21 protein-coding genes, 1 tRNA gene and 1 other annotated feature are annotated in these 26,998 nt (G+C 31.5%); of the genes, 18 read left to right on the forward strand and 4 right to left on the reverse strand.

Translation table 11 applies throughout. The features are described 5' to 3' along the window. Positions 1–18: 18 nt before the first annotated feature. Both rho and FVE74_RS01980 read left to right on the forward strand, forming a co-directional pair. Positions 19–1,266 (forward strand): transcription termination factor Rho, encoded by a 1,248-nt coding sequence (gene rho / locus FVE74_RS01975; protein WP_218975017.1) that lies wholly within the window; start codon positions 19–21, stop codon positions 1,264–1,266. A 223-nt stretch (positions 1,267–1,489) separates the two neighbouring features. Next, positions 1,490–2,587: an RNA-guided endonuclease TnpB family protein gene (locus FVE74_RS01980; protein ID WP_147002965.1), complete on the forward strand. Its 1,098-nt coding sequence runs from the start codon at positions 1,490–1,492 to the stop codon at positions 2,585–2,587. Between the two features lie 407 nt (positions 2,588–2,994). Here FVE74_RS01980 and FVE74_RS01990 read toward each other — a convergent pair whose 3' ends face one another. From FVE74_RS01990 to FVE74_RS02005, 4 genes are all read right to left on the reverse strand, one after another. Further along, positions 2,995–4,452: an RnfABCDGE type electron transport complex subunit D gene (locus FVE74_RS01990; RefSeq protein ID WP_147002966.1), complete on the reverse strand. Its 1,458-nt coding sequence runs from the start codon at positions 4,450–4,452 to the stop codon at positions 2,995–2,997. Then, entirely contained in the window at positions 4,442–5,827 is a 1,386-nt protein-coding gene (rsxC, locus tag FVE74_RS01995; RefSeq protein WP_147002967.1) for an electron transport complex subunit RsxC, read from the reverse strand. The genes FVE74_RS01990 and rsxC overlap by 11 nt, the downstream gene beginning before the upstream one ends. 214 nt (positions 5,828–6,041) lie before the next feature. Continuing rightward, positions 6,042–7,067, reverse strand: coding sequence for a nitronate monooxygenase (locus tag FVE74_RS02000; RefSeq protein WP_232054099.1), 1,026 nt, complete (start codon positions 7,065–7,067; stop codon positions 6,042–6,044). Between the two features lie 182 nt (positions 7,068–7,249). Then, positions 7,250–7,717 (reverse strand): hypothetical protein, encoded by a 468-nt coding sequence (locus FVE74_RS02005; protein WP_147002968.1) that lies wholly within the window; start codon positions 7,715–7,717, stop codon positions 7,250–7,252. A gap of 542 nt (positions 7,718–8,259) precedes the next feature. Here FVE74_RS02005 and FVE74_RS02010 point away from each other — a divergent pair. The 16 genes from FVE74_RS02010 to rpoD all read left to right on the forward strand — a co-directional run bounded on the left by FVE74_RS02010 (position 8,260) and on the right by rpoD (position 26,921). Next, positions 8,260–9,969, forward strand: a complete 1,710-nt coding sequence (locus tag FVE74_RS02010; RefSeq protein WP_147002969.1) for a DUF262 domain-containing protein — start codon at positions 8,260–8,262, stop codon at positions 9,967–9,969. A 12-nt stretch (positions 9,970–9,981) separates the two neighbouring features. Beyond that, positions 9,982–10,476 (forward strand): DUF441 domain-containing protein, encoded by a 495-nt coding sequence (locus FVE74_RS02015; protein ID WP_010128732.1) that lies wholly within the window; start codon positions 9,982–9,984, stop codon positions 10,474–10,476. A gap of 162 nt (positions 10,477–10,638) precedes the next feature. After that, positions 10,639–10,788 (forward strand): 50S ribosomal protein L33, encoded by a 150-nt coding sequence (gene rpmG, locus FVE74_RS02020; RefSeq protein ID WP_006807173.1) that lies wholly within the window; start codon positions 10,639–10,641, stop codon positions 10,786–10,788. A gap of 16 nt (positions 10,789–10,804) precedes the next feature. Further along, positions 10,805–10,880: transfer RNA gene (locus tag FVE74_RS02025), tRNA-Trp, on the forward strand. A 142-nt stretch (positions 10,881–11,022) separates the two neighbouring features. Continuing rightward, complete coding sequence (gene secE / locus FVE74_RS02030) at positions 11,023–11,238, forward strand: preprotein translocase subunit SecE (RefSeq protein ID WP_010128900.1); 216 nt, start codon at positions 11,023–11,025, stop codon at positions 11,236–11,238. A gap of 1 nt (position 11,239) precedes the next feature. Then, positions 11,240–11,866: a transcription termination/antitermination protein NusG gene (gene nusG / locus FVE74_RS02035; protein WP_147002970.1), complete on the forward strand. Its 627-nt coding sequence runs from the start codon at positions 11,240–11,242 to the stop codon at positions 11,864–11,866. 126 nt (positions 11,867–11,992) lie between these two features. After that, positions 11,993–12,418 carry a 50S ribosomal protein L11 gene (gene rplK / locus FVE74_RS02040; protein WP_018498762.1) on the forward strand — a complete coding sequence of 142 codons (426 nt, stop codon included), beginning with the start codon at positions 11,993–11,995 and terminating at the stop codon, positions 12,416–12,418. Positions 12,419–12,514: 96 nt separating this feature from the next. Further along, positions 12,515–13,222: a 50S ribosomal protein L1 gene (gene rplA / locus FVE74_RS02045; protein ID WP_147002971.1), complete on the forward strand. Its 708-nt coding sequence runs from the start codon at positions 12,515–12,517 to the stop codon at positions 13,220–13,222. A 155-nt stretch (positions 13,223–13,377) separates the two neighbouring features. Continuing rightward, positions 13,378–13,543: a sequence feature (ribosomal protein L10 leader region), on the forward strand. Positions 13,544–13,554: 11 nt separating this feature from the next. Then, positions 13,555–14,061, forward strand: a complete 507-nt coding sequence (gene rplJ, locus FVE74_RS02050; protein ID WP_147002972.1) for a 50S ribosomal protein L10 — start codon at positions 13,555–13,557, stop codon at positions 14,059–14,061. Positions 14,062–14,137: 76 nt separating this feature from the next. Further along, positions 14,138–14,506, forward strand: coding sequence for a 50S ribosomal protein L7/L12 (gene rplL / locus FVE74_RS02055; RefSeq protein ID WP_147002973.1), 369 nt, complete (start codon positions 14,138–14,140; stop codon positions 14,504–14,506). 576 nt (positions 14,507–15,082) lie between these two features. After that, positions 15,083–18,529 carry a DNA-directed RNA polymerase subunit beta gene (gene rpoB / locus FVE74_RS02060; protein ID WP_147002974.1) on the forward strand — a complete coding sequence of 1,149 codons (3,447 nt, stop codon included), beginning with the start codon at positions 15,083–15,085 and terminating at the stop codon, positions 18,527–18,529. A 125-nt stretch (positions 18,530–18,654) separates the two neighbouring features. Beyond that, positions 18,655–22,719: a DNA-directed RNA polymerase subunit beta' gene (gene rpoC, locus FVE74_RS02065; protein ID WP_147002975.1), complete on the forward strand. Its 4,065-nt coding sequence runs from the start codon at positions 18,655–18,657 to the stop codon at positions 22,717–22,719. 309 nt (positions 22,720–23,028) lie between these two features. Then, complete coding sequence (gmk, locus tag FVE74_RS02070; protein ID WP_147002976.1) at positions 23,029–23,574, forward strand: guanylate kinase; 546 nt, start codon at positions 23,029–23,031, stop codon at positions 23,572–23,574. Positions 23,575–23,608: 34 nt separating this feature from the next. After that, the gene (locus FVE74_RS02075; RefSeq protein WP_147002977.1) at positions 23,609–23,815 is read left to right on the forward strand and encodes a DNA-directed RNA polymerase subunit omega; all 207 of its coding nucleotides are present in this window, start codon (positions 23,609–23,611) and stop codon (positions 23,813–23,815) included. A gap of 96 nt (positions 23,816–23,911) precedes the next feature. Then, entirely contained in the window at positions 23,912–25,750 is a 1,839-nt protein-coding gene (gene dnaG, locus FVE74_RS02080) for a DNA primase (RefSeq protein WP_147002978.1), read from the forward strand. Next, positions 25,743–26,921, forward strand: a complete 1,179-nt coding sequence (gene rpoD / locus FVE74_RS02085) for an RNA polymerase sigma factor RpoD (RefSeq protein WP_147002979.1) — start codon at positions 25,743–25,745, stop codon at positions 26,919–26,921. The genes dnaG and rpoD overlap by 8 nt, the downstream gene beginning before the upstream one ends. The last annotated feature ends 77 nt before the right edge of the window (positions 26,922–26,998 follow it).

Below are 26,998 nucleotides of genomic sequence, written 5' to 3' on the forward strand. Positions count from 1 at the left end.
TCAAATTATGAAGAAAAAATGATAAAGGATATTCTTTCTGAAAATGTAACTAAATTGAAAAGAATGGCAAAAGAATATAAAATTGAAGGTTTTTCAGGAATGTCAAAACTTGAACTTATAAATGCTATTTTAATTAAAAAAGGTGAGGAAAGAGGGAAAACCTATGGATTTGGGAAACTGGATGTAATAGGTGATGGAAATTATGGATTTTTGAGAAATACGTCAATTGGACCTGATGTATATGTGTCGATTTCTCAAATAAAGAGATTTTTTTTAAGAAATGAAGATATTGTATTTGGGGAATTAAGAATTCCGATTGGAACAGAGAAAAATTATGGGATTTTGAAGGTTTTGCTTGTAAATGGGGATTTGCCTGAAAAATCGCTGGAACGTCCGTATTTTGATGATTTAGTGCCATCTTATCCAGATGAAAAGTTAAATTTGGGAGGTGGAGAAATTTCATCTAGAATTATAGACCTTGTTTCGCCTATTGGGAAAGGGCAGAGAGGGCTTATAGTTGCTCCGCCAAAGGCTGGGAAAACTGTGCTTCTTTCAACACTTGCAAATGATGTTATAAAATATAATCCAGAAATTGATGTCTGGATACTGCTAATTGATGAACGGCCTGAGGAAGTTACGGATATTAAGGAAAATGTGAAGGATGCGGAAGTTTATTCGGCGACTTTTGATGAAGATCCAAGAGTTCATACGGAAGTTACGGAAAATGTGCTTCAGATGGCAAAAAGACAAGTGGAACGTGGAAAAGATATTTTAATTCTTATGGACAGCTTGACAAGGCTTGCACGTTCGTATAACATTACTATTCCATCAAGCGGGAAGTTAATTTCAGGTGGAATTGACCCAAATGCGCTTTATTATCCAAAGAGATTTTTAGGAGCTGCAAGAAATATAAAAAATGGTGGAAGTTTAACAATTATTGCAACGGCTCTTGTTGAAACTGGAAGCAGAATGGATGAAGTGATTTTTGAGGAATTTAAAGGGACAGGAAATATGGAAATCATTTTAAGCAGAACACTTGAGCAGTTGAGAATATTTCCAGCGATTGATGTGTTAAAAAGTGGAACAAGACGTGAGGAGCTTTTAATTCCAAGGAAGAATTTGGAAAAAATATGGAAATTGCGAAGAGAATTAAGTGAAATGTCTGAAGTTGAAGGAACAAGAAATTTAATTGAACTTATAAAAAAATATAAAAATAATGATGAATTATTGGAAGATTTGTATAAAACGAAAAAAATAAATAAATAGAAAATAGAAGGTGAATAAAAATGCTTGGGAATGTAAAAAATGAAGCTGGATTTCTATTTAACAAAAAGATAGCAAGAAGTCGTAGGCTTTCTATAAGTGGGAGATGAATTGCTTTTTTTGTAAAAAAATTGAAAAAAGGGTATATCCATGATACAATTTTTGTATAAAATATCGAAGAGAAATAATTAAAAAAATATTCAAAATCAAGAGGAGGTGTAATTTCATGAAATATAATTTAGCATTCAAATACAGGATTTATCCAAATAAAGAGCAGGAATTATTGATAAATAAGACTTTTGGATGTGTTCGTTTTGTTTATAATACGATTTTGTACACTGCGAATAAATTTTATAAAGAAACTGGAAAAAATAAAATAATTACACCTGCTAGTTTGAAAAGTGAAAACCAATTTTTGAAAGAAGTAGACAGTTTGGCACTTTCAAATGCTCAATTGAATGTAAAACGATCGTTTACGAATTTCTTTCAAAAGAGAGCGAAGTTTCCAAAGTTCAAATCTAAAAAAAATAATGTTAAAAGTTATACGACAAATTGTGTGAATGATTCGATACGAATTGAAGAAAACAAATATTTGGTTTTGCCAAAATTGAAAAGAGTAAAATTGAAATATCATAGAGAAATACCGAAGGATTACAAGATAAAGTCAGTAACACTAACAAACAGTAATGGAAATTACTATGTTTCTGTTTTGACAGAATTTAAGAAAGAAATCCAAAAAATCCCAAGTAATGATAAAGTAATTGGACTTGATTTTTCAATGTCTGAATTATTTGTCAGTTCTGAAAACCAAAGGGCTGATTATTCAAGATATTTTAGGATGTTGGAGAAAAAATTGAAGAAATTACAAAAATCATTATTGAGAAAAGTAAAATTTTCTAAAAATTGGTATAAGCAAAAAGCGAAAATATCAAAATTGCATGAGTATATCAAAAATTGCCGAAGAGATTTTTTACATAAATTATCAAAAAAATTATCTGAAATGTATAATGCTGTGGTTGTTGAGGATTTGAATATGAAAGGGATGAGCCAGTCATTAAATTTTGGTAAAAGTGTAGGAGATAATGGATGGGGAATGTTTTTGAGAATGCTTGAGTATAAACTGATGCTTTTAGGGAAACAATTTTTGAAGATAAGTAAATGGTTTCCGTCATCGAAAACTTGCAGTAAATGTGGAAACGTTAAAGAGGAACTGAAATTATCAGAAAGAAGTTATAAATGTGAGTGCTGTGGGATTGAAATTGATAGAGATTACAATGCTGCAGTGAATATAAAAAACATTGGAAAATTGATGTTGGAATATTAGGAAAATAAAAAAAACAGGGCAGGGACTGCCCGAAGAGCTTGGTAAATATATTTGGCTAGCAAAAGCAGATACTTCCCAAGAAGCTCCCGCTTCTAAAAGCGGGAGTAGTTCACATGAAACTGAAAAACATATTTTAGTTCCAGGAGATATTTTGCATTTTGATGGAGTAAATTTTATTAATGGTGCTGCTTTGGAGGATTCTGAAGTTAGTGTTACATTGATAAAAAAATAGGAGCATTAAAAAAGGCTGTATTTCATAAATTAATTTTATGAGGCAGCCATTTTTTTTATTTTTATCAAAATTTTTAGTTAAAAGATATTTTTAAATAATTTTCAATATTTATATCAGTTAATCTAAATTGCTCGTTTAAAAGGATTGCAATATTTTTAGAAGTAAATACTGGAGTTTATATTGCATTTTTTAGATTTTTATGAATTATTTTATTTTTACTTGAAATTAAATTTAATGTAGATATCAGAATATAAAGATATACTAGATACGGCATAGCTCCTATCTTATGGATTCCAGCAAAAATAATTGCAAAAGCAAAAATTCCAAGAGTAAGTAAAATCATTTTTCCAGAGTTTTTTAACATTTCTTCCTTTACAGCGTAACCAAATACTGCAGGTCGAAAAACTTTGTTTATAATTCGTGCAAAAGGATTTAATATTAACAGAACATAAGATAATATTTCATTTTTTATTCCAAGTATTGATAAAAGCCCAATTACAAGTCCTAACATTATTCCGTAGTATATTTTTCCTGGTGCAGATGATGGGCTTGTTGGCATATCTGTTGCCATAAAGATTCCTGTTAATAATAATCCGCCAGTTGAAACATTGCTTTTTAGAAATATTGTAACTAGAAAAAATGTTACAAACAGGCTTACTGGAATATGCCATGAAATACGATTTTTTAGCAGCAGATATAATCCTCCTAAAATTAAGGCGAATGCCGAATAAGATCCAACAGATCCTGAGGGTGTTAATAGTAATCCGTCTAGATAGTTTGAAAACATAGAATTATTAAATCCTGTAAAAAATTTTATTCCAGATGACTGCAATAATTCTTGACTGAACCAGATTGTTCCAGAAGACATTGCAGATGAAAAAAATACAGTCATAAATTCCCAACCTATTACAGCAGGATTAAAAATGTTTTTTCCGATTCCTCCATAAATCAATTTTCCAAAAATGACTGCCATGCAGGCTCCAAAAATAACGATAGGCAATGGAGTCAACGGGGCAAGTGTCATAGCCAGAAGGATACCTGTTATAACTGCTGATAAGTCATGAACAGAATTATTGTCATTCAGGAAATATTTTGAAAAAAGTTTTTCAGTTACAACAGCGGATAAAACGGAAAATGCTATTAAAAGAAGCGCTCTCGTTCCGTAAACTAAAGCTGAGGCGATGATAGCCGGAAATAATGATATAATTACATCTTTCATAATGTCTCTTACTTCAATTTCAGTTCTTATATATGGAGTAAAAGATAGTTTTTTTAATTTTCTTTTTTTAAAAAAACTTTTTATTATTTTTTTTCTTTTAATTTCTTTATCACTTTCTGGAACTTCTTTTTTAGAAAATATTTTTTTTATATTAATCTTATCTTTTTTTATTTCTTTTTCTTTTATTTTTTTTACTTTTTCAAGTTTTCCAGTATTATTCAAATTTTTTACTTTATTATTATTTTTATTTGTTTCAGAATTTTGAGAGTAATTATTTTGTAATTTTTCAGTTTTTGGAAGGCTGTGAACTGTAGAATTTAAAAGCGTGTCATCATTGTCTAAAAGTTCATTTTTACTGTTATCTTTTTTTCTGCCTAATATTTCTTCCATTAACGATTTTTCGTTATTTTTCATTATTTTTTACCTCCAATTCCGACAAGATTAATTTTCCAGTTTTTATGCTTTCCATCAAAGGAACTCTTGAAGGGCATACAAATTCACAAGCCCCACATTCAATACAGTTTTGAATATTAGCTGTTGCCATTTTTTCATATTTTCCATTTTTATAGTAATCTGCAAATTCAAAAGGCATTAGGTTCATTGGGCAGGCTTCTACACAATATCCGCAAGAAATGCAGCTTTTACGCTCAATTTCTTCCGTGTCTAAAAATAATATTCCAGAAGTTCCCTTTACTGTCGGCACTCTAGAATCAAAAATTTCTGTTCCCATCATTGGTCCGCCAAAAATTACCTTGTCTTCGTTAGTAATTTTTAATTCCCGCACAATATGGTAAACTGGAGTTCCAAATTTTAATCTGTAGTTTCCAATATTTTTAGCTTTTTCTCCAGAAATTGTCACAATTCTTTCAGTTAACGGCTTTCCTTCAAAAAAAGCATCATAAATAGCTTTGACTGTACTTACATTGCTTACAATTACTCCCTTTTCAAGCGGAAGTTTCCCTTTTTTAACTTCTTTTCCAGTAATTGTGTTTATTAATTGCAGTTCACTTCCTTGAGGATAAATTACAGGAAGCAGTTCTATTTTTATTTTAAATTCTTCTTCATCCTGTACTTTTTCAAATATTTCAATTAATTCTTTATTCTCTTCTTCAATTCCAATGACAATCTCCTTTGGATTTAATAATTTCTGTATAACCTTTAAGCCACGTAAAATCTCTTTTGTAAAGTTTTTCATGACAGAATAGTCAGAAGTTAAATAAGGTTCACATTCAGCGCCATTTATTATAAAAGTTTCTACTTTTCTGAATTTTATATCATATTTTACATGTGTAGGGAACTGCACTCCTCCAAGTCCAACTATTCCTGCCTCCTTGATTATTTTAAAAATTTCATCTTTTTTTATTGATTTCAAGTCACGAAGTTCTCTTTTTGTCAAATCCGCTTCCTTGTTCTGAAAATCATTTGCAATAATAATTGTTTTTATCTTTTTTCCATTTGCGATGAAATGATCGACAACGTCGACAACATCTCCAGAAATTGGTGAATGAATATTGGCTGAAATACTTCCTGAAGCATCTCCGATTTTTTCATATTTTTTTACATAGTCTCCAATTTCTACTATTGGAATTGACAGGCTTCCTATATGCTGTGAAAGAGGTATATAAAAAAGGCTTGAATCCTTAATTTCCTTTATTTCAGTATTCTTTGTGAGAGGTTTCATTGGCTGGCGTTCTTTTTTCATATTTTTTTTTGCTTCTTTTTCATTTTCATCAATATCTTTGCTGAAAAGTATATTTGTTATTCGTTTAAAACTTATTCTTCTAAGCATTTCTATCTCCATTTTTATTTGTTAATTTTAATTTTTTTTTATACTCAAGACCTAGGGAGCTGACTGAGTTTAAGCAGAATAGTTATAATTTTTTAGTTCAGTCTTATTTTAGTCGGGCAAAAATCTTTTCTGAAGGCAGTAAAAAAATTAGATTAGCCTATAATCAGAAAACAAGGGGTTTTTGCCCCTCGTTCTTGAACTGATTATTGAAATTTTAATTATTTCCTGTCATAAGTTCATCTATCAGATCTTTTACATGCACAAGCTCCTTTAATCTCCATCCATTAGCTCCTGAGAAAAATAATCCGCTTTGAAGTCTACCTAGATAAGCATCTCCTAAACTGTCGGCAATACAGTATCCCACTCTGTTTGCTCCTTTTCCACGTTCACAAGGAAATACGCAGTTGCTTATACATTGAATTTTTTTCTCACCAGGTTCTAATGTTTTGATTAAATTTGTTTTTACTGCACGTCCAGGATAACCAACTGGAGAACTTACGATTACAATGTCTTCTTCCTTTGCCTCAAGCAATACCTGTTTTAGAACATCGCTTGCATCACATTCGTAAGTACCGATAAATCTTGTTCCCATTTGAACGGCATCTGCTCCAAGAGCCATAATATTTTTTATATCATTATTGTCCCATATTCCACCTGCTGCAATAATAGGAAAATCTCCCCATTTATCACGTTCTTCCTTTATTGGAGGCAAGATTGCTTCCAGCTGATGTTCAGGAGCGAATAGCTCTTCATATTTTGCACCTTGGTGTCCTCCGCTTTTTGGACCTTCTACAATTACTGCCCCTGGCATTTTTCCAGCAGCCTTCCATTTTTTACAAATTATTTTCAATGCTCTGGCTGATGAAACTATCGGAACAATTTCCACATCTGGATAATCTTTTACAAGCTTTGGAAGTTCCAGCGGAAGTCCAGCTCCTGTAACAATAATATTTGCTCCAGCCTCAAGCGCATCATTTACAACTCTTGCATAATCATTTATCGCATGAAGAATGTTGCAGGCAAGCGGTCTGTCTCCGCAAATTTTTCTTGCATTTTTAAATATTTCAAAAAGCGCTTCACGATTGTAGGCATTTTCTGTTCCAAGAGGACGTCCTTTTACAGCCTTTTTCACAAATTTCATATTTTGGTAATATCCAGTGCAGATGGCGCTTATTGTTCCAAGACATCCATTTTTTGCTACATTTCCAGCAAGTCTGTCCCAGCTGATTCCAACTCCCATTCCACCTTGAACAATTGGTTTTTCAATATAATATTTTCCTATTTTAATTCCCTTTAATTCGATTTTTTTATTTTCATTTATTTTTTCTTCATTTAAATTTACAGAATTTTCTTTTTTTATTTCTGATATTTTATTCACTTTGATTCCCTCCAGTTTTTTTTTATTTTTATTAGTAGCTGTTTTTAATAAAAATCGTATGGAGGAGCTCTGCAAATTTTTGTGTTTGAACTTATTGAAGTATAATTTAAAAGAATATAAAAAAATAAATATAGTTTTTGTAAAATCTCTAATATTTTTTTTATTCTTTCAATTATTTTATCTCTAATATCATTTTCAATAAAATTTTTATATCCATTGGCACAAAGCCTCTCAAATTTTTCAACGAGCTTTTTTAAATCGACATTTTCCAAAAAGGATAAGTCAATGCCTGAATTGGAAATGTATTTATCCAAAGCCTTTAGAAATACATCGCTTTTGCTAATAACAATATTTTTATTTTTTTTATATAATAAAGCAACGTTTTCAATATTTAAAAAATTTATTTTAGAAAAAGTACCAAAGTAATCTTTTTTTGCTATTTGCTCAAAAAGATTTGATATAACCGACTGTACAACCTTTGAGAGTTTTTTTAGCCGAAATTTTTCAAACATAAAACCTCCTTTATTATTTATTTTAGTCATTTGTAAAAGTTTAAAAATCTGATAAACATAGTATTTTTATGCTTGATTTTCTTGTTATTCTCCATTCCTTGATAAGGAATCTCGCCTCCTTGTGATATAAATACTGCTGTTATTCAATCGTTACCGCTTTTATTTCTGCAATCGCCTATATTTGGTTATTTTGATACAAGAAAATTTAGTTATACAACACATGTTATTTTAATTATATAATGTTTTTGTAATTTTTACAATTAAATATTTTTATTTTGTTAATCAAAGTATTTTAAAAATAGATAGAATAACAGTAAAAATAAATAAAAGAATAAAAAAATATTAATAATTTTATAGAAAATAAATAATTTTTGAAATGCCGTCAAAAAATTGCAATCTTGAAAATTTTAGAGTATAATATATTTTGGAATATTAGGGTTACTATAGATAAAAAATGTGAGATAAAGAAACGAAAAATTGTAAAAGTAAATTGTATAAACTTTTATGTAAAATTAAAATAAAGAGAAATTATAGGAGGTTTTATGGTTGCAACAATACAAGTTAATAAGCAAAGTATAAAGCGGCTGCTGGAAAGCGGAAAAGAACAGATGTTTTTAATACCTGAATATCAAAGACCATATTCCTGGACTGAAAATGAAACTAAGACGTTATTTTATGATCTTTTGGAGTTTACAGAAAGTGAGTCGAAAAAAAATAGTGAAGTAGAAGGGACATATTTTTTAGGAAGCATTGTTTCTTATGAAAATGAAGAGGGGGAACAGGAAATTATTGATGGACAGCAGAGAATAACTTCCTTATTTTTGCTTCTTCGTGCCATTTATACAAAATTGATTTCTTATGAGGAAAAAACCATTGAACAGGAAAATTTTATAAGGCAAATTCAGCCTGCACTTTGGAAACAGGAAAAACTGACTGGAGAAGTTGACTATAAAAGTGTGCTGATTACATCAAGAGTTATAGATAATGAAGGGAATAAAATTTTGCAGGATATTTTAGAAACAGGAATTGCCGATCATAAGAGAAAAGACAATTATTCTAAAAATTATATTTTATTCCAGAGACTATTTGACAAACTTAGTGAATTAAGTCCGACTCTAATGCTGGAATTTATTTATTACACTTTAAATAAAGTAGTAGTTTTTCCAATAAAGACAGATTCTCAGGATGATGCCCTAAGCGTGTTCTCCACTTTGAATGACAGGGGTCTGCCTTTGTCTGAAGCGGATATATTTAAGGCAAAAATGTATAACAGAATAAAAAAAGAATATAAGAAAATGTTCATTAAGCAATGGAAAAACCTGAGTGAACGGGCAACTTACGCCAGAGAAAATGTAAAACAGCTGTTCTATTACTATATGTTCTATTTGAGGGCATTGGAAAAGGATATTGCAACAACGACACTTGGACTTAGACGTTTTTATTCTAAAAATGGATTTACAAGGCTGTATAAGTCAAATTTACTAAAACATCTGGATCAAATTCTGGATTTGTGGGTTGTAATGAACAGGCATGAATCTATTGACGACAAGCCTTGGACTGAAAATGTAAATATTATTAAAATCTTGGATACTTTGTCGGCATATCCAAATGAATCTTGGAAATATCCAGTTGTTGTATATTATTTGTCACACGGTGAGAAGGAAAATTTTGAAGTATATTTTTTAAAATTTTTAAGAAAGCTGTTTTTAGAATTGACTGCCAATTATCTTGTAACACCAAGTGTTTCAGCAGTAAAAGCGGATATTCTCAAATTAAATGTTGATATAGTTGATAATATTTCTCCAAAAGTTGCGTTTAAAAATATTCCAATCACGATATTACAGGAAAGAGTTAAAACGCCCAATAAAAATCTTGTGCGTATGATTTTAAAAATGGTTGTCTATAATAATCAAGATGAACTGTTGCCTGAAAAATGGGAAGTTGAGTATATATTACCCCAAAAATGGAGTGACCGGTTTACAGAAAGCGTGGAGAATAAAGAAGTTAAAACGCATATAAATTATATAGGAAATAAAATTCCTTTTGAAAGAAGATTGACAATTAAAGCTACAGAAAACTTTTTTGAAAAGAAAAAGACAAGCTATAAAAAATCTAAAATTAAATATGTTAGGGAGTTAATTCCAGATGATAAAAATGACTGGACTTTTGAAGATATTGAAAAAAGAAATAAAAAAGTTGCAGAAGAACTTGTGAAATTATTTATTACTTGGAATGGAGAATATGAATTTTAAAGGAGAGAAATTTTGGAAAGTTTTATTTTTTTAGGAATTATTTTACTGGTAGGAGCGATAACTAATAATAAATCTATTGTTTTTGCGACAATTTTTGTGCTGATTCTGAAATGTCTGTTTAATATTACTGAATATTTTAAAATAAAAGGAGTCAATATTGAAGGAATAATGACTCAATTTAGAAAGGAAGGGATAAACTGGGGAGTGCTAATAATTACAATTGCAATTTTAATCCCTATTGCAACTGGAGAAATTGGCTTTTCCCATCTGCTTTCCGCCTTTAAATCCCCAGTTGGATGGGTTGCAATTATAAGCGGAATTACAGTTTCAATCCTTTCTTCCAAAGGAGTCGGACTTCTTTCAGGGCAGCCTGAAATTACAGTTGCCCTTGTAATTGGGACAATAATGGGAGTTGTATTTTTTAAGGGAATTGCGGCTGGACCAGTTATTGCCAGTGGAATTACATTTTGTATTTTAAAGGTGCTGGAGTTATTTTTAAAACATTAATTTCATTTGAAATTACACAGTTGTTTAGCAGATTTACAAAAAAATGGAAAAAATTTAAAAAAAACAAAGAAAATGGTGTTGACAAAAACTATAGAGTATGGTATTATAAATAAGCTAGTTTATTCTGGTAATACCAATATTTTATTGGGAGGGATAGAAACAATGAGAGTACAAGTTATTTTAGAGTGCACTGAAACTAAGTTGAGACATTATGTTACAACTAAAAACAAAAAAACTCATCCTGAAAGATTAGAAATGAGAAAATACAATCCAGTGCTTAAAAGACATTCTCTTTACAGAGAAGTTAAATAATCTCATAAAAATAGATAGGTCAGTAGTTCAATTGGTAGAGCGTCGGTCTCCAAAACCGAAAGTTGCGGGTTCGATTCCTGCCTGGCCTGCCATTTTATTTTATGAGAATTTTTTTTAATAAAGAAACTTAGTTGTATATGGTTTTAAGGACTATTTATTTTTTAGGTTAAATTTCTTTATTAAAGCAGGAGAATTTAGTTTTTTAAAATTCTTGGATGATTCTAGGAGATAATTATGAGCAAATTTAATTTAAAGGATGCTATTGGGAATTTACGTGAAGAATATAAAAAAATATATTGGCCGGATAAAATTGAAATTTATCACGTTACTGTAATCGTGATCTTGATGACAGCTTTTATAGCTATATATACACTTCTTTTTGATACAGCGTTTAATTTTGTGCTGGCAAAAATAAGTGATATTCTAAGAAATATTTTAGGAGGCGCGTAAAGTGACTGAAGCAAATGAAAAAGTTGAAGATGAAGTTGCATACGAAAAAAAATGGTATATAATTCACACTTATTCTGGTTACGAAAAAAAAGTGGCTGCTGACTTGGAAAAAAGAATAGAGTCGCTTGACTTGACAGATAGGGTTTTTAGAATTTTAGTGCCTGAAGAAGAGGTGCTGGAGGAAAAACGTGGAAAAATGGTAAAAGTTCCAAGAAAACTTTTTCCAAGCTACGTAATGATAGAAATGCTTTCTGTTAGGGAAGAAAATGAATTAGGACTGGGATATCGTGTTGACAGTGATGCCTGGTATGTAATAAGAAATACTAATGGAGTTACTGGATTTGTCGGAGTTGGAAGTGATCCAATACCGTTGTCTGATGAAGAAGCCGCAGATTTACTTTCTAAAATTGGAATTGATATTGATGGGGAGGAAAAAGCTCCAAGACTTGATATTAATTTTAAAGTTGGTGAAGTTGTTACTGTTAAAGGTGGTTCATTTGATGGACAACAGGGAGAAATTTCAGAAATTGACCATGAACATGGTAAAATAAAAGTAATGCTTGAAGTGCTGGGGCGTTTGACTCCTGTGGAAGTAGAGCATACTGAAATAGAAAAAATAGATTATTAAAATTTAAAAACAGAAAAAAATATTATTTTAAAGAGAAGTATTATTAAAGAATAACAATTAGCGAAATTTTAATTTGAAAGAAAAAGTGGGAGATTTTAAAAATTCAATTACCACAGAGGAGGAAAAATGGCTAAAGAAGTAATCGGAAAGATTAAATTACAATTAGAAGCGGGGAAAGCAAATCCTGCACCACCAGTAGGGCCTGCATTAGGACAACACGGGGTAAATATTGCAGAATTCTGTAAATCATTCAACGCTCAAACACAAGATAAAATGGGATTTGTAATTCCAGTAGAAATTACTGTATATGCAGATAGAAGTTTTACATTTGTATTAAAAACACCGCCTGCATCAGACTTATTGAAAAAAGCGGCTAAAGTTAAAAAAGGTGCTGGAAATTCATTAAAAGAAGTTGCTGGAACTATAACTAAAGCTCAATTACAAGAAATTGCAGAAACTAAAATGCCAGATTTAAATGCTGGAAGTGTTGAAGCGGCTATGAACATTATTGCAGGAACTGCAAGAAGTATGGGAATTAAAATTTCTGAATAATTAATATTAAAATAGAGATAAGAAATAAAGAATTAAACGATTATTAGAACAAGTGGAAGGTTATAAAACCAATGACCACAGAGGAGGAAATAATAAATGGCAAAAAGAGGAAAAAGATACGATAACATTTCTCAAAAAGTAGATAAAATGAAAGTTTACACACCAGAAGAAGCATTGGATTTAGTTTTTGAAACTAAAAGTGCAAAATTTGTGGAAACAGTAGAATTAGCAATTAGATTGGGAGTAGATCCAAGACACGCTGATCAGCAAGTAAGAGGTACAGTTTCATTACCAAACGGAACAGGTAAGACAGTAAGAATCTTGGCTATCACAAGTGGAGAAAATATTGATAAGGCATTGGCAGCAGGAGCAGATTTTGCTGGAGATGATGAATATATTAACAAAATCCAAGGTGGATGGCTTGATTTTGACTTAGTAATTGCTACACCTGACATGATGCCTAAATTAGGAAGATTAGGAAGAATCTTAGGAACTAAAGGACTTATGCCTAACCCTAAATCAGGAACAGTTACAACAAATATTGAACAAACAGTTCAAGAATTTAAAAAAGGAAAAGTTGCATTTAAAGTTGATAAATTAGGATCAATTCACTTACCAATCGGTAAAGTTGATTTTACAAAGGAAGCTATCGTAGAAAACTTCAAAGTAGCATTAGATCAAATTATCAAATTAAAACCAGCTACTTCAAAAGGACAATATTTAAGAACAGTTGCAATCTCATTAACTATGGGACCTGGAATTAAAGTTGATCCATTATTGGCTGGAGCATTTGTTGCTAAATAGTAAATAATCTTATATAATATATAAATTACCGGATGGATTTTTTCTGTTCGGTAATTTAAAAAATATAAAAAATTAATAATAAATTTTTAAAATATACTTGCAATTTTGTAAAAGTTATTGTATAATAATACATATTGGTTTATAATCATATAAATCATACAAAGTAAATATAACCAAAGACAGTAGGTAGAATTTTGATTCTTTAAACCCTACCGAGGTAAATATTATTACAAATAGATATTAAAATTAAATAATAGATATTTTTATAATATGATACCTCTGGGCTTATTGTTTTTGTTTCAGAGGTTTTTATTATAAGGAGGTGAAATGAATTGCCAGCACAAGAAAAATTAGAAGTTGTAAAAAGTCTAGTTGAAAAATTAAAAGATGCTAAAGCGGTAGTATTTGTTGATTATAAAGGGATTAGTGTTAATGAAGATACTGAACTTCGTAAAAATGCTAGAGAAGCAGGAGTAGAATACTTTGTTGCTAAAAACAGATTGTTTAAAATAGCGTTGAAAGAAGCAGGATTTGACACAGATGTTGATGATTTATTGGAAGGAACTACATCATTCGCAGTAGGATATGAAGATGGAGTTGCACCATCTAAATTAGTTTTTGATTTTGGGAAAAAATTAAAAGATAAATTAACAATTAAAGGTGGATTGCTAGAAACTGGAAGAGTTGAAGTATCTACTGTTGAAGCATTGGCTAAATTACCATCTAGAGATGAATTACTTGGTCAAATTGCTTACGGATTGTTGTCGCCAGTTAGAATGTTGGCTGTGGCATTGACAAATGTTGCAGAACAAAAGGAAACTGGAGCAGCAGCTGAATAATTGAATGAAAATATTAATAAACTAAAATAATAAAAAATAAACAAATTAAAGAAGAAAATTAGGAGGAAATAAAATAATGGCATTTAATAAAGAACAATTTATAGAAGATTTAAAAGCTATGTCTGTATTAGAATTAAAAGAAGTAGTTGAAGCTATTGAAGAAACATTTGGAGTATCAGCTCAACCAGTAGCAGTTGCAGGAGGAGCAGCAGCAGGAGCAGCAGCTGAAGAAAAAACTGAATTTGATGTAGTATTAGTATCTGCAGGAGGAACTAAATTAGCAGTAATTAAAGAAGTAAGAGGAATTACTGGATTAGGACTTAAAGAAGCTAAAGAATTAGTTGAAGCTGGCGGAAAAGCAGTTAAAGAAGGAGTTTCTAAAGAAGAAGCTGAAGAAATTAAAGGTAAATTAGAAGCTGCAGGAGCAACTGTAGAAGTTAAATAGTCAAAATCAAATTAATAGTTAAGACACTCTTAGACATTACAGAGAGTGTCTTTTTCCACTATAAAACTTTAAGGTTGAATAGACAATTTATTCTTTTTTGTATTAATTTTTAGAGATAAAAATAGGTCAAAACAAATTCATATATGTAATATGGCAAAGCTGCTTGTAAAAGAATATGGACATTGAAAAAAATAGATTGTTTTTTAGGTAAATTTGATTATTTTTAAATAGTTAAATTGGAAAAAGTAGTTTTGGTATAATAACTTTAAGACTAAATATAGAGGTTCAAATGTTTAAAACAGAAGTATTTTTAGTCTATTTTTTAGTTTTTTATAATATAATTGATGTAATTTTATAGGTAAAAAAGTTATATTGTATTAGATTTATTTGGAATGCAGAATTTTGCAGTTTCCAGAAGGTTGCCATTTTTATGGGAACAACTCACGTGATATAAAATAACAAATCGAAATTATGAGAACATTTTTAGATGAGGTTTAAATTTAGAAGTTTATAAAAGTTTAATTTTTGATTTGAATTGATGAAGAATGTGTTCTTTATTAGGGAGGAATTTTTTAAATGAACAAACTTATTGAAAGATATAGTTTCGGAAAAATAGTAGATAGAGGGGAAATGCCGCACTTTTTAGAATTTCAGTTAAATTCTTATGAAGATTTTTTGCAGACGAAAGTGCCACCTCAAAAGAGAGAAAATAAAGGTTTTGAAGCGATCTTTAATGAAATTTTTCCAATTGAATCCAGCAATGGGTTATTGAAATTAGAATACTTATGGTATGAAATTCATGATAATGATGAGCCTTTAAATGATGAATTGGAATGTAAAAAAAGAGGTAAAACGTATTCTGGTCAATTAAAAGTTAGATTGAAATTAACTAACAAGAGAACAGGAGAAATTCAGGAAACATTAGTTCATTTTGGAGATATACCGCTTATGACTGATAAAGCAACGTTTATTGTAAATGGTGCAGAAAGAGTTGTTATTTCCCAATTACACAGATCACCAGGGATCACTTTTAACAAGGAATTGAATATTCAAACAGGAAAAGATGTGTTTATCGGGAAAATTATCCCTTATAAAGGAACATGGCTTGAATTTGAAACTGACAAGAATGATATTTTAAATGTAAAAATTGATAGAAGAAAGAAAGTTTTATTGCCTGTTTTCCTTAAAGCAGTTGATTTTTTCCATACTAACGAAGAAATTATGAATAATTTTTTTGAGCTAAAGGAAGTGGAATTATCAGAACTTTATTCAAAATATAAAGATACTGAACTTGAAGAAGTTTTACGTTCAAAACTGGAGGGAAGTTTTGTAAGAGAAGATATTTTGGATGAAGAAACTGGGGAATTTGTCGCTGAAGCCGAAGAAATCATCGACATACCTGTTATTCAAAAAATAATAGATGCAAAGGTAGAAAAATTAAGTATTTGGGAAGTAAAACCTGAAGATAGAATAATTGCAAATGCTTTGGTACATGATAGCACTAAAAATAGTGATGAAGCGGTTATCGAAGTGTTTAGAAAATTACGTCCAGGGGATTTAGTAACTGTTGACAGTGCCAGATCGCTTGTTAAGCAGATGTTCTTTAATCCACAAAGATATGATTTGGCAGATGTTGGAAGATATAAAGTTAATAAAAGATTAAAGTTGGATGTTCCAGCAGATGTAATTGTATTGACAAAGGAAGATGTTTTGCAAACTATTGAATATGTGAAAAATCTTGTAAGCGGAGAAGGATTTACAGATGACATTGATAATTTGTCAAATAGACGTGTAAGAGGTGTTGGAGAATTGCTTTCTATCCAAATAAAAGGTGGAATGCTGAAAATGTCTAAAATGGTCAGAGAAAAAATGACAATTCAAGATATTACAACATTGACTCCACAAAGTTTGTTAAATACAAAACCTCTAAATGCACTAATTCTTGAGTTTTTTGGAAGTGGACAATTGTCACAATTTATGGATCAGTCAAATCCGTTATCTGAATTGACTCATAAGAGAAGAATTTCAGCGTTAGGACCTGGAGGACTTTCGAGAGATAGAGCGGGATTTGAAGTTCGGGACGTTCATAATTCGCATTATGGAAGAATCTGTCCAATAGAAACTCCAGAAGGACCGAATATCGGACTTATCGCTTCACTTTCAACTTATGGAAAAGTTAATAAATATGGATTTATTGAAACTCCGTTTGTAAAAATAAACGATGGAAAAGCCGATTTTAATGATATTAGATATTTAGCAGCTGATGAAGAAGAAGGATTATTTATCGCTCAAGCAGATACGCCAATTGACAAGGATGGAAATTTCTTGACTGATGAAGTTGTTTGCCGTTATGGGGATGAAATTGTGCATATTGACAAGTCAAAAGTTGATATTCTAGACGTGTCGCCAAAACAATTAGTGTCTGTTTCAGCGGGATTAATACCATTTTTGGAACACGATGATGCCAATCGTGCGTTAATGGGATCAAATATGCAACGTCAAGCAGTACCTTTATTAAAAACAGAAGCACCTTATGTTGGAACTGGACTTGAAAGAAAAGTTGCCGTGGATTCAGGGGCAGTTATTACTTCAAAGGCAGCTGGAACTGTAACTTTTGTAGATGCAAGAAAGATTGTTGTAACTGATGAAGATGGAAAAGAATATTCTCATAGATTACTAAACTTTGAAAAATCTAACCAGTCAATGTGTTTACATCAAAAACCGATTATTGATTTGGGAGATAAAGTTCAAAAGGGAGATATTATTGCAGATGGACCATCTACTGCAGGCGGGGATTTAGCATTAGGTAAAAATATCCTGCTAGCATTTATGCCTTGGGAAGGATATAATTTTGAAGATGGAATCCTTATTTCAGAAAGACTTAGAAAAGATGATGTATTTACTTCAATTCATATTGAAGAATTTGACATTGAAGCGAGAACTACAAAATTAGGTGATGAGGAAATTACAAGGGAAATTCCTAATGTTTCTGAAGAAGCCTTGAGAAACCTTGATGAAAATGGAATTATAAGAATCGGAGCACACGTAACTCCTGATGATATTCTTGTCGGAAAAGTAACTCCTAAAGGGGAAACTGAGCCGCCAGCAGAAGAAAAACTATTACGTGCAATCTTTGGGGAAAAGGCAAAAGATGTAAGAGATACTTCATTAAGACTTCCTCATGGAGTAAAAGGGACTGTTGTAGATGTGCTTGAGCTGTCTAAAGAAAACGGAGATGACTTGAAGGCTGGAGTAAATAAATTAATTAGAATTTACATTGCTGAAAAAAGAAAAATAATGGTTGGGGATAAAATGTCTGGACGTCATGGAAATAAAGGGGTAATTTCAAGAGTATTGCCAATTGAAGATATGCCACACTTGGAAGACGGTACACCAATTGATGTTTGTCTTAACCCACTTGGAGTGCCATCTCGTATGAATATTGGACAGGTGCTGGAAGTTCACTTGGGACTTGCAATTGGAGATATTGATAAATATATCGCAACACCAGTATTTGATGGTGCAAGTGAAGACGATGTAAAAAATTACTTGGAAGAAGCTGGATACAGCAGAACTGGTAAAGTAAAACTAATAGACGGAAGAACTGGACAGCCATTTGACAACCCAGTAACAGTTGGTCGTATGTATATGCTAAAACTTCACCACTTGGTAGAAGACAAAATGCACGCCAGAGCAATCGGACCATATTCACTTGTTACTCAACAGCCACTTGGAGGAAAAGCCCAATTTGGTGGACAAAGACTTGGAGAAATGGAAGTCTGGGCATTGGAAGCCTACGGTGCATCAAATATTTTACAAGAAATGCTTACAGTTAAATCAGATGACATCAGTGGAAGAACAAAAACTTATGAAGCCATCGTAAAAGGACAAGAAATGCCAGAAGCAGATGCTCCAGAATCATTTAGAGTATTAATTAAGGAATTCCAGTCACTTGGACTAGATGTAGCCCTTTATGATAAGGATGGGGAACAAATTGAATTAGATAAGAATGTAGATGCTTAGTAAAAAATATTTTTGGGAACTGAAATTTTGCATATAAATTTTAGTTTAAAAAAACAAATATAGAAAAAGTTTTCCCACTTTACTTTTCAAAAAAAGTGGAATAAAGAATTGAGGAGTCTTATTAAATGAGTATAAGAGATTTTGACAGTATTCAAATAAAATTGGCATCGCCAGAAAAGATTTTGGAATGGTCTTATGGTGAAATTACGAAAGCCGAAACAATAAATTATAGAACATTAAAGCCTGAAATGGACGGATTATTCTGTGAGAGAATATTTGGGCCATCTAAGGATTATGAGTGTGCCTGCGGGAAGTATAAGAGAATGCGTTACAAAGGCATGGTATGTGAAAAATGTGGTGTTGAAGTGACAACTTCAAAGGTTAGACGTGAAAGAATGGGACATATTAAACTTGCTACGCCGATTGCACATATCTGGTATTCTAAAGGTACGCCTAACAAAATGAGTCTTTTGTTGGGGATTAGTACGAAGGAATTGGAGTCAGTTTTGTATTTTTCAAGATATATTGTAACTGATCCTGGAGAAACTGGGCTTGAAAAAGGTCAAATTTTGACAGAAAGAGAATATAAATTGCATGAAAGTCAATTTAAAGGTGAGTTTACAGCAAAAATGGGTGCTGAAGGAGTTTTAACCTTACTTGAGGAAATTGATTTGCATGAATTGGAAAGTAAACTTCAAAATGAGATGGATGTGGAACATTCTACACAAAAAAGAAGAAAAGTTATAAAAAGATTAAAAGTAGTAAGAGATTTAATAGAAGCTGGAAATAGACCTGAATGGATGATTTTAACTGTGTTGCCAGTTATTCCAGCTGATTTAAGACCGATGGTTCAGTTAGATGGTGGAAGATTTGCTACTTCTGACTTGAATGATTTGTATAGAAGAGTAATTAATAGAAATATCAGGCTAAAAAAATTGATGTCAATTAAAGCTCCTGAAATTGTAATAAAAAATGAAAAGAGAATGTTGCAAGAAGCTGTGGATGCGTTAATTGATAATGGTAGACGTGGAAAACCAGTTGTTAATCAAAGCAACAGGGAATTGAAATCACTTTCTGATATGTTAAAGGGGAAACAAGGACGTTTTAGACAAAATCTATTGGGAAAACGTGTGGATTATTCAGGAAGATCGGTTATTGTCGTTGGACCAAGCTTGAAAATGAATCAATGTGGATTGCCTAAAAAGATGGCGCTTGAACTGTATAAGCCATTCTTGATGAGAGAGCTTGTAAAAAGGGAATTGGCTTCAAATATTAAAGTTGCTAAGAAAATGGTTGAAGAAGAAGATGAAAATGTATGGGAATTGATTGAAGAAATTATTAAAAATCACCCAGTACTTTTAAATCGTGCTCCGACATTACATAGACTTTCAATTCAAGCATTTGAGCCAATTTTGATAGAAGGAAAAGCTATTAGACTGCATCCGCTTGTATGTTCTGCATTTAATGCGGATTTTGATGGTGACCAAATGGCGGTTCATCTGGTATTGTCACAGGAAGCGCAGATGGAAGCAAAATTACTTATGCTTGCAACAAATAACATTATAGCTACATCAAATGGTGGACCAATAGCAGTTCCGTCACAAGATATGGTAATGGGATGTTATTATATGACAAAAGAGAAAAAAGGTTCAATGGGAGAAGGGAAGCTATTTTCTAGCAGAAATCAATTAATTACTGCTTATCAAAATGGAAAAGTGTCTGTTCATGCTATAGTAAAAGTTAGAGTAGATGGTAATTTAATTGAAACGACGCCAGGAAGATTGATGTTTAACTTGATCTTGCCAAAAGAAGTTAGAAATTATGGAATTACGTTTGGTAAAAAAGAATTGAAAAATCTGATCGCTGAACTTTATAAGAGATATGGATTTGAAAAAACTTCAAAATTACTGGATGATATTAAAGAGTTTGGATACCATTACGGTACACTTGCTGGAATTACAGTTGGAATTGAAGATTTGAAGATTCCTGAAACTAAGAAGGAAATACTTGAAAATGCTGAAAAAAGTGTGGCAGAAGTTGAGAAGCAATATAAAGCTGGAGAAATTATCAATGAAGAAAGATACAGAAAAACAGTGGGTATTTGGTCAGAAGCTACTGAAAAAGTAACAAAAGATATGATGGATAACCTTGATGAATTTAATCCAGTTTACATGATGGCAAATTCAGGAGCCAGAGGGTCAATTGCGCAAATGCGTCAGCTTGGTGGAATGCGTGGACTTATGGCGGATACGCAAGGTAGAATCATTGAAATGCCGATTAAAGCCAACTTTAGGGAAGGTCTTAACATCTTGGAATTCTTTATGTCATCACATGGAGCGAGAAAAGGGCTTGCCGATACAGCACTAAGAACGGCGGATTCAGGATATTTGACAAGAAGGCTTGTTGATATTTCGCACGAAGTTATTGTAAATCATGATGACTGCGGATGTGAACATGGAATTGTCGTAACGGACTTGATGGATGCTGGGGAAGTTATCGAAAAATTAAGTGAAAGAATTTATGGAAGAAATTTGGCGACAGATTTAGTTCATAATGGAGAAGTTATTGCGACTAGAAATACTTTGATTGATGATGAATTGATTAAAAAGATTGAAGAATTAGATATTCGTGAAGTGGAAATTAGAACACCTTTGACTTGTAAATTGGAAAAGGGAGTTTGTAAGAAATGTTATGGATTGGATCTTTCTAACCATAAGGAAATCTTGAAAGGGGAAGCAGTTGGAGTTATTGCGGCTCAATCAATTGGAGAACCTGGTACACAGCTTACAATGCGTACTTTCCATACTGGAGGAGTTGCCACAGCAGCTTCAGTTCAATCTGATTATAAGTCGGATATTGCTGGAAAAGTTAAGTTTAGAGGTATTTCTACACTTTTAGATAAAGAAGGAAAAGAAATCGTTGTTTCTCAAAATGGACGTTTAATAATAGGAAAACATAGATATGAAATTCAATCTGGTTCAATTTTACATGTAAAAGATGGAGATGAAGTTAAAAAAGGACAAATCCTAGTTGAATTTGATCCTTATCAAACGCCAATTATTACATCTGAAGAAGGTAAAGTAGAATTTAGAGATATTTATGTAAGAGAGAACATTGACGTAAAATATGGAGTTACTGAAAAAGTAGCTATAAAACCTGTGGAAAGCAGCGATGTAAACCCTAGAATCATAATTTACACAAAAGATGACAGAAGAGTGGAATATGCAGTTCCTTATGGAGCATATTTAATGGTAAATGAAGGAGATCATGTTAAAAAAGGTCAAACTATTACAAAAATCTTGAAAACAGGAGAAGGAAATAAAGATATCACTGGAGGTCTTCCTCGTGTGCAAGAATTGTTTGAAGCAAGAAATCCTAAAGGAAAAGCTATCTTGTCAGAATTTGCAGGGCGTGTTGTATTCTCGGATAAGAAGAAAAAGGGTATGAGATTAATATTGATTGAAGATCCTGAAACTGGGGAATTAATTCAAGAATATACAGTTCCTGTGGGGGAACATTTGGTTGTAACTAATGAAATGCTGATTGAAAAAGGTGCTAAAATTACAGATGGACCAGTTTCGCCTCACGATATTTTGAAAATTAAAGGGCTTGTGGAAGCACAGCAATTTATCTTGGAATCAGTACAGCAAGTTTATCGTGAACAAGGAGTTGCGGTTAATGACAAGCATATTGAAATAATCGTAAAACAAATGTTCCAAAAAATTAAGATTAAGGAAGCTGGAGATTCACTATTCCTTGAAGATGAATTAATTGATAAGAAAATTGTGGAACGTGAAAATGAAAAACTTATTGCAAATGGAAAACGTCCTGCAACTTACGAACCTGTAATACAAGGTATTACAAAAGCGGCAGTAAACACGGAAAGTTTCATTTCTGCGTCATCATTCCAAGAAACAACAAAAGTTCTTGCAAATGCTGCAGTTGAAGGAAAAACAGACAGACTTGAAGGGCTTAAGGAAAATGTAATTATTGGTAAGAAAATACCAGGAGGTACTGGTTTCAAAGATTACAAATATCTGGATGCAACTTTGAAAAGTGACATTGCCGAAGAAATTGAAACAGAGGCAGAAACTGATGCGGATGGAATAAATGAAGAAATTGAAACAGTTTCAGATTTATCGGATGAATCAGTAGAAACTGTGGAAAATTCAGAAGAAACAGAAGTTTAATAAGAATTAAATTAGGTGACTGGCAAAATCTTTTGTAAATTAAAATAATTTGTCAGTTGCTTATTTGAAAATGAAAAATGCTTAATACTAAATTCCATTATAAAGTAGAGGTTAGTAAGAGTTTATTGACTATTGTTAAAAAAATCTGCTATTAAATGGAAAATAGTTTAAGAATTAGAAAATAGGAAAATAAATTGGATGAATAGGGGGAATTTATGAAATAGTGCAAGAACACTCGCAACTTTAGTCGTGGGAGGTTCAGAAATCTGAATTTCCCCTTATTCACTTAAAAATAAAGGTGGGTTCTTAATGAAAGGAAAACTATTTATCGTTTCAGGGCCTTCAGGCTCAGGAAAATCAACAGTCACAAAATTAGTAAAAGATAGATTAAATATCCCATTATCAATATCAGCTACAACTCGCAAGCCAAGAAATGGAGAAATCGATGGAAAAGATTACTTCTTCTTAACTAAGGAAACTTTTGAACAAAAAATAAAAAATGATGAATTTTATGAATATGCAAATGTTCACGGCAATTATTATGGAACATTAAAGGAAGTTGTGGAAAGCAACTTGAATAAAGGATTAAATGTAATTTTGGAAATTGATGTTCAAGGTGCATTAATTGCGAAGGAAAAGAAAAAAGATGCTGTTTTGGTGTTTTTTCGTACAAAGGATATGGAAACACTTGAAAAAAGGCTTCGCAATAGAAATACTGACACAGAGGAAGTCATTCAGACACGTTTGAAAAATGCATTGAAAGAGCTGGAGTATGAAAAAAAATACGATTATACAATAATAAATAATGATATTGAAGAATCTTGCAGGGAATTAATAAATATTATTAATTTGTAAAGTTAATATAAATTCTAAAATAATAGGAGAAATTATGAAAAAGGAAAAAATAACAATAGATGAATTATTGACTAAAGTACCTAATAAATACGAACTTGCAATTATTTCAGGAAAAATTGCAAAAAAAGAATTTGCTAAAGGAAAACCAAAATCAGAAATAATGGATGAAGTTTTTAAGGACATTATGGAAGATGAAGTAGTAGTTATTAGAGAAAAGAATGAAGAAAACGAAGAAAATTAAAAAATTTATTTGGAAAGTATTGACTATTTAAAAAAATACACTATACTAATAGTGTAGGTATTTTTTAGTGACTGTTTTGCGGAGGAATAGAATATAATGTTTTACAGTAAAAAAGAAATACAAAAGTTAATTGACAATCTGGACATCGTTCAAGTGATTGGTGAATATGTTAATTTGAAAAAGGCAGGTTCAGATTATAAAGGGTTATCTCCGTTTAAGGAGGAAAAGACTCCTTCCTTCACAGTCAGTCCAGTAAAAAATATTTTTAAAGATTTTAGTACTCAAATTGGTGGAAATGTAATTTCGTTTTATATGAAAATTAATGACATTGGATTTATTCAAGCGGTGGAGGAATTGTCACAAAAGTATAATATTCCGCTTAGAAAAAATAGGGGATATGAGGCAGTTAATCGGGAAACTGAGAAGAAAAAGGCTGTAAACAGGGAATATTTTGAAATAATAAAGGAAGCTCAGATATTTTTTAGGGAAAATATTGAGAAGTATGATGAAGCATTGGAATATATGAAGGAGAGGGATTTTTCGCTAGAGGAAATAAAAAAGTTTGGAATTGGATTTGCTTCAAGTTCACGAGATGATTTATTTCAATATTTACTAGAAAAAGATTTTCCAGAAGAAAAAATAATGGAACTGGGACTTGCCAAAAGAAATGAAAATGGAGAAATCTATGACAGTTTCAGAAATAGGGTAATTTTTCCAATTTACAATGCGGATGCCCAAATTGTTGGATTTGGAGGTCGTATAATTGAGAAAAATACTAACTTGCCTAAATATCTTAATTCTCCAGATTCGCCTATTTTTAAAAAAGGAAATGAACTTTTTGGAATAAAGTACCGAGGGGAAAATATTAGGAAAAAAGGTTTTGCAATGCTGATGGAAGGTTATCTTGACGTGCTGACAGCCCAGAAACATGGGTTTGAAAATGCAGTAGCAAGTCTTGGAACGGCATTTACCGAAGAACAGGCGGAACTTTTGAAGAGATATACAGATAAGGTGCTGATTTCGTATGATAATGATGAAGCGGGAAAAAATGCTATTGTAAAAGCTGGATATATTTTGAAAAAATATGATTTTGATGTGAAATGTCTGGTTATGGACGGGAGTGAGAAGGATCCTGATGAGTTTTTGAGAAAAAATGGGAAAAGGGCTTTTATAGAAGTTGTAAAAAAATCAGAAGAAATTTTTGACTTTTTGACAAGGGAAGCTTCAAAGGATTTGGATCTGAATAATATAAATGGCGAGAAAAAGTTTATTGAAAGGTTAAAGCCATTTTTTTCAAATATCACGAATAATCTTAGTAAAAATTTATATTTACAGCGATTGTCAGTTAATTTTGGAATTAATGACTTTGTATTGGAAGAATCGCTAAAAAATATATCAGTTGAAACTTCAAAAAGAAAAAAAAGAAAAGATCGTGGAAACCAGAAAGTCCAGTATAAAAAGTTAAAGGAAGACTTGAATATTGCATTGGAAGAGCAGACGCTTATGTACATTCTGGAATTTTACGATTCTGAAAGGAAAAGATGCGAAGAATTGTTAAATAAGGAATTTAGCCATTCTTTGTTTAATGAGCTGATTAAAAAGCTGAAACTTGTAAACTTTGATATAGTACAGCTTGATAAAAATGATATTAGCGAAGAAAGCAGGGAAGCTGTAACACAGTTAAAATTACGGGCAGATAAGGATATTAAGTATAAGGACAGCTATTTTAAAGATAGATATTTTATGGAAGTCTATTCTGGATGGTTTGAGCGGGAAATAAGAGAGGAAAGTAAAAAATCAGAAGAAGAAAATAATAAAATAAAAAAAATTGAATTAAAAAAATTGTTGTTAAAAATGAAAAATGTTAATAAAATTGAGGAAATAAAGAAATTATATGATGAATTTATATTGATAAGGAGACTGGGTTATGTCTGATAAAAAACAAAATTTAAAAAATAGTCTCGCAAATTTTATAAAACAGGCACGAGAGCAAAAAGTTGTAAGTTACGAAGAAATAAATTCTGTTTTGTCTATTGGATTTTCAACTGAAAAAATTGATCAGTTAATAAAAAAGCTGACTGATGACGGTGTTCAAATCGTAGATACTATAAAGGAAAAGGAAGATTTGTTAAAAGTTCCTGAATCTTTGGAAGATATTGAGAAAATGGAATTATCAGATTTTGAGGATTCGCATGATGAATTTGTAGAGAGTGAAATCGACGATTCGGAAGTGGATAAATTATTGCAGACAGATCTATTGAAAATGGCTGAAAGTATGGATGTGGATGAGCCAATAAAAATGTATTTAAGAGAAATTGGGCAAATTCCTTTACTTAGCTATGAAGAGGAAATTGATTATGCTCAAAGAGTTTTAAATGGAGAAGAGGAAGCCAAGCAGAAATTAATTGAATCAAATTTAAGACTTGTTGTCAGCATTGCAAAAAAACATACTAATCGTGGACTGAAAATGTTGGATTTAATTCAGGAAGGGAATATGGGGCTTATGAAAGCTGTGGAAAAATTTGAATACGAAAAAGGGTTCAAATTTTCAACTTATGCAACTTGGTGGATTAGACAGGCTATAACACGTGCGATTGCAGATCAGGGAAGAACAATAAGAATACCTGTTCATATGATTGAAACGATTAATAAAATTAAAAAGGAAAGCAGAATAATTCTTCAGGAAACTGGAAAGGAACCAACTGCAGAAGAACTGGCTAAAAAACTTGAGCTGCCTGTAGAAAAGGTAAAAAGTATTCTTGAAATGAATCAAGATCCAATCTCGCTGGAAACTCCAGTTGGAAGTGAAGAGGATAGTGAACTTGGGGATTTTGTAGAAGATGACAAATTTGCAAATCCTTATGATGCAACAACTAGAGTCCTTTTAAAGGAACAGCTTGATGAGGTGCTGAAAACATTGAATGATCGTGAAGAGATGGTACTTAGATATAGATATGGGCTGGATGATGGTTCTCAAAAGACTTTGGAGGAAGTTGGAAAAATCTTTAATGTAACGAGAGAACGTATCAGACAGATTGAGGTAAAGGCATTAAGAAAATTAAGACATCCGAGCAGAAGAAAAAAATTGGAAGATTATAGGAGCTAAAGTTATTATTTAGCTCCTTTTAGATATATTTAGGATAAATAATATAAAAATATTTAAATGGGTTAAATAAATGTAAT

This window comes from Leptotrichia wadei (assembly GCF_007990445.1).
Lineage (GTDB): Bacteria > Fusobacteriota > Fusobacteriia > Fusobacteriales > Leptotrichiaceae > Leptotrichia > Leptotrichia wadei_A.

Coding starts and splice junctions, on each gene's coding strand:
- FVE74_RS02005 (WP_147002968.1), bottom strand. CDS start 7,717: ATGTTTGAAAAATTTCGGCTAAAAAAACTCTCAAAGGTTGTACAGTCG.
- rplK (WP_018498762.1), top strand. CDS start 11,993: ATGGCTAAAGAAGTAATCGGAAAGATTAAATTACAATTAGAAGCGGGG.
- FVE74_RS01990 (WP_147002966.1), bottom strand. CDS start 4,452: ATGAAAAATAACGAAAAATCGTTAATGGAAGAAATATTAGGCAGAAAA.
- FVE74_RS02010 (WP_147002969.1), top strand. CDS start 8,260: ATGGTTGCAACAATACAAGTTAATAAGCAAAGTATAAAGCGGCTGCTG.
- rho (WP_218975017.1), top strand. CDS start 19: ATGATAAAGGATATTCTTTCTGAAAATGTAACTAAATTGAAAAGAATG.
- dnaG (WP_147002978.1), top strand. CDS start 23,912: ATGTTTTACAGTAAAAAAGAAATACAAAAGTTAATTGACAATCTGGAC.
- FVE74_RS02075 (WP_147002977.1), top strand. CDS start 23,609: ATGAAAAAGGAAAAAATAACAATAGATGAATTATTGACTAAAGTACCT.
- rpoB (WP_147002974.1), top strand. CDS start 15,083: ATGAACAAACTTATTGAAAGATATAGTTTCGGAAAAATAGTAGATAGA.
- rpoC (WP_147002975.1), top strand. CDS start 18,655: ATGAGTATAAGAGATTTTGACAGTATTCAAATAAAATTGGCATCGCCA.
- rpoD (WP_147002979.1), top strand. CDS start 25,743: ATGTCTGATAAAAAACAAAATTTAAAAAATAGTCTCGCAAATTTTATA.
- FVE74_RS01980 (WP_147002965.1), top strand. CDS start 1,490: ATGAAATATAATTTAGCATTCAAATACAGGATTTATCCAAATAAAGAG.
- rplL (WP_147002973.1), top strand. CDS start 14,138: ATGGCATTTAATAAAGAACAATTTATAGAAGATTTAAAAGCTATGTCT.
- gmk (WP_147002976.1), top strand. CDS start 23,029: ATGAAAGGAAAACTATTTATCGTTTCAGGGCCTTCAGGCTCAGGAAAA.
- FVE74_RS02000 (WP_232054099.1), bottom strand. CDS start 7,067: ATGGGAGTTGGAATCAGCTGGGACAGACTTGCTGGAAATGTAGCAAAA.
- rplA (WP_147002971.1), top strand. CDS start 12,515: ATGGCAAAAAGAGGAAAAAGATACGATAACATTTCTCAAAAAGTAGAT.
- rsxC (WP_147002967.1), bottom strand. CDS start 5,827: ATGCTTAGAAGAATAAGTTTTAAACGAATAACAAATATACTTTTCAGC.
- rpmG (WP_006807173.1), top strand. CDS start 10,639: ATGAGAGTACAAGTTATTTTAGAGTGCACTGAAACTAAGTTGAGACAT.
- secE (WP_010128900.1), top strand. CDS start 11,023: ATGAGCAAATTTAATTTAAAGGATGCTATTGGGAATTTACGTGAAGAA.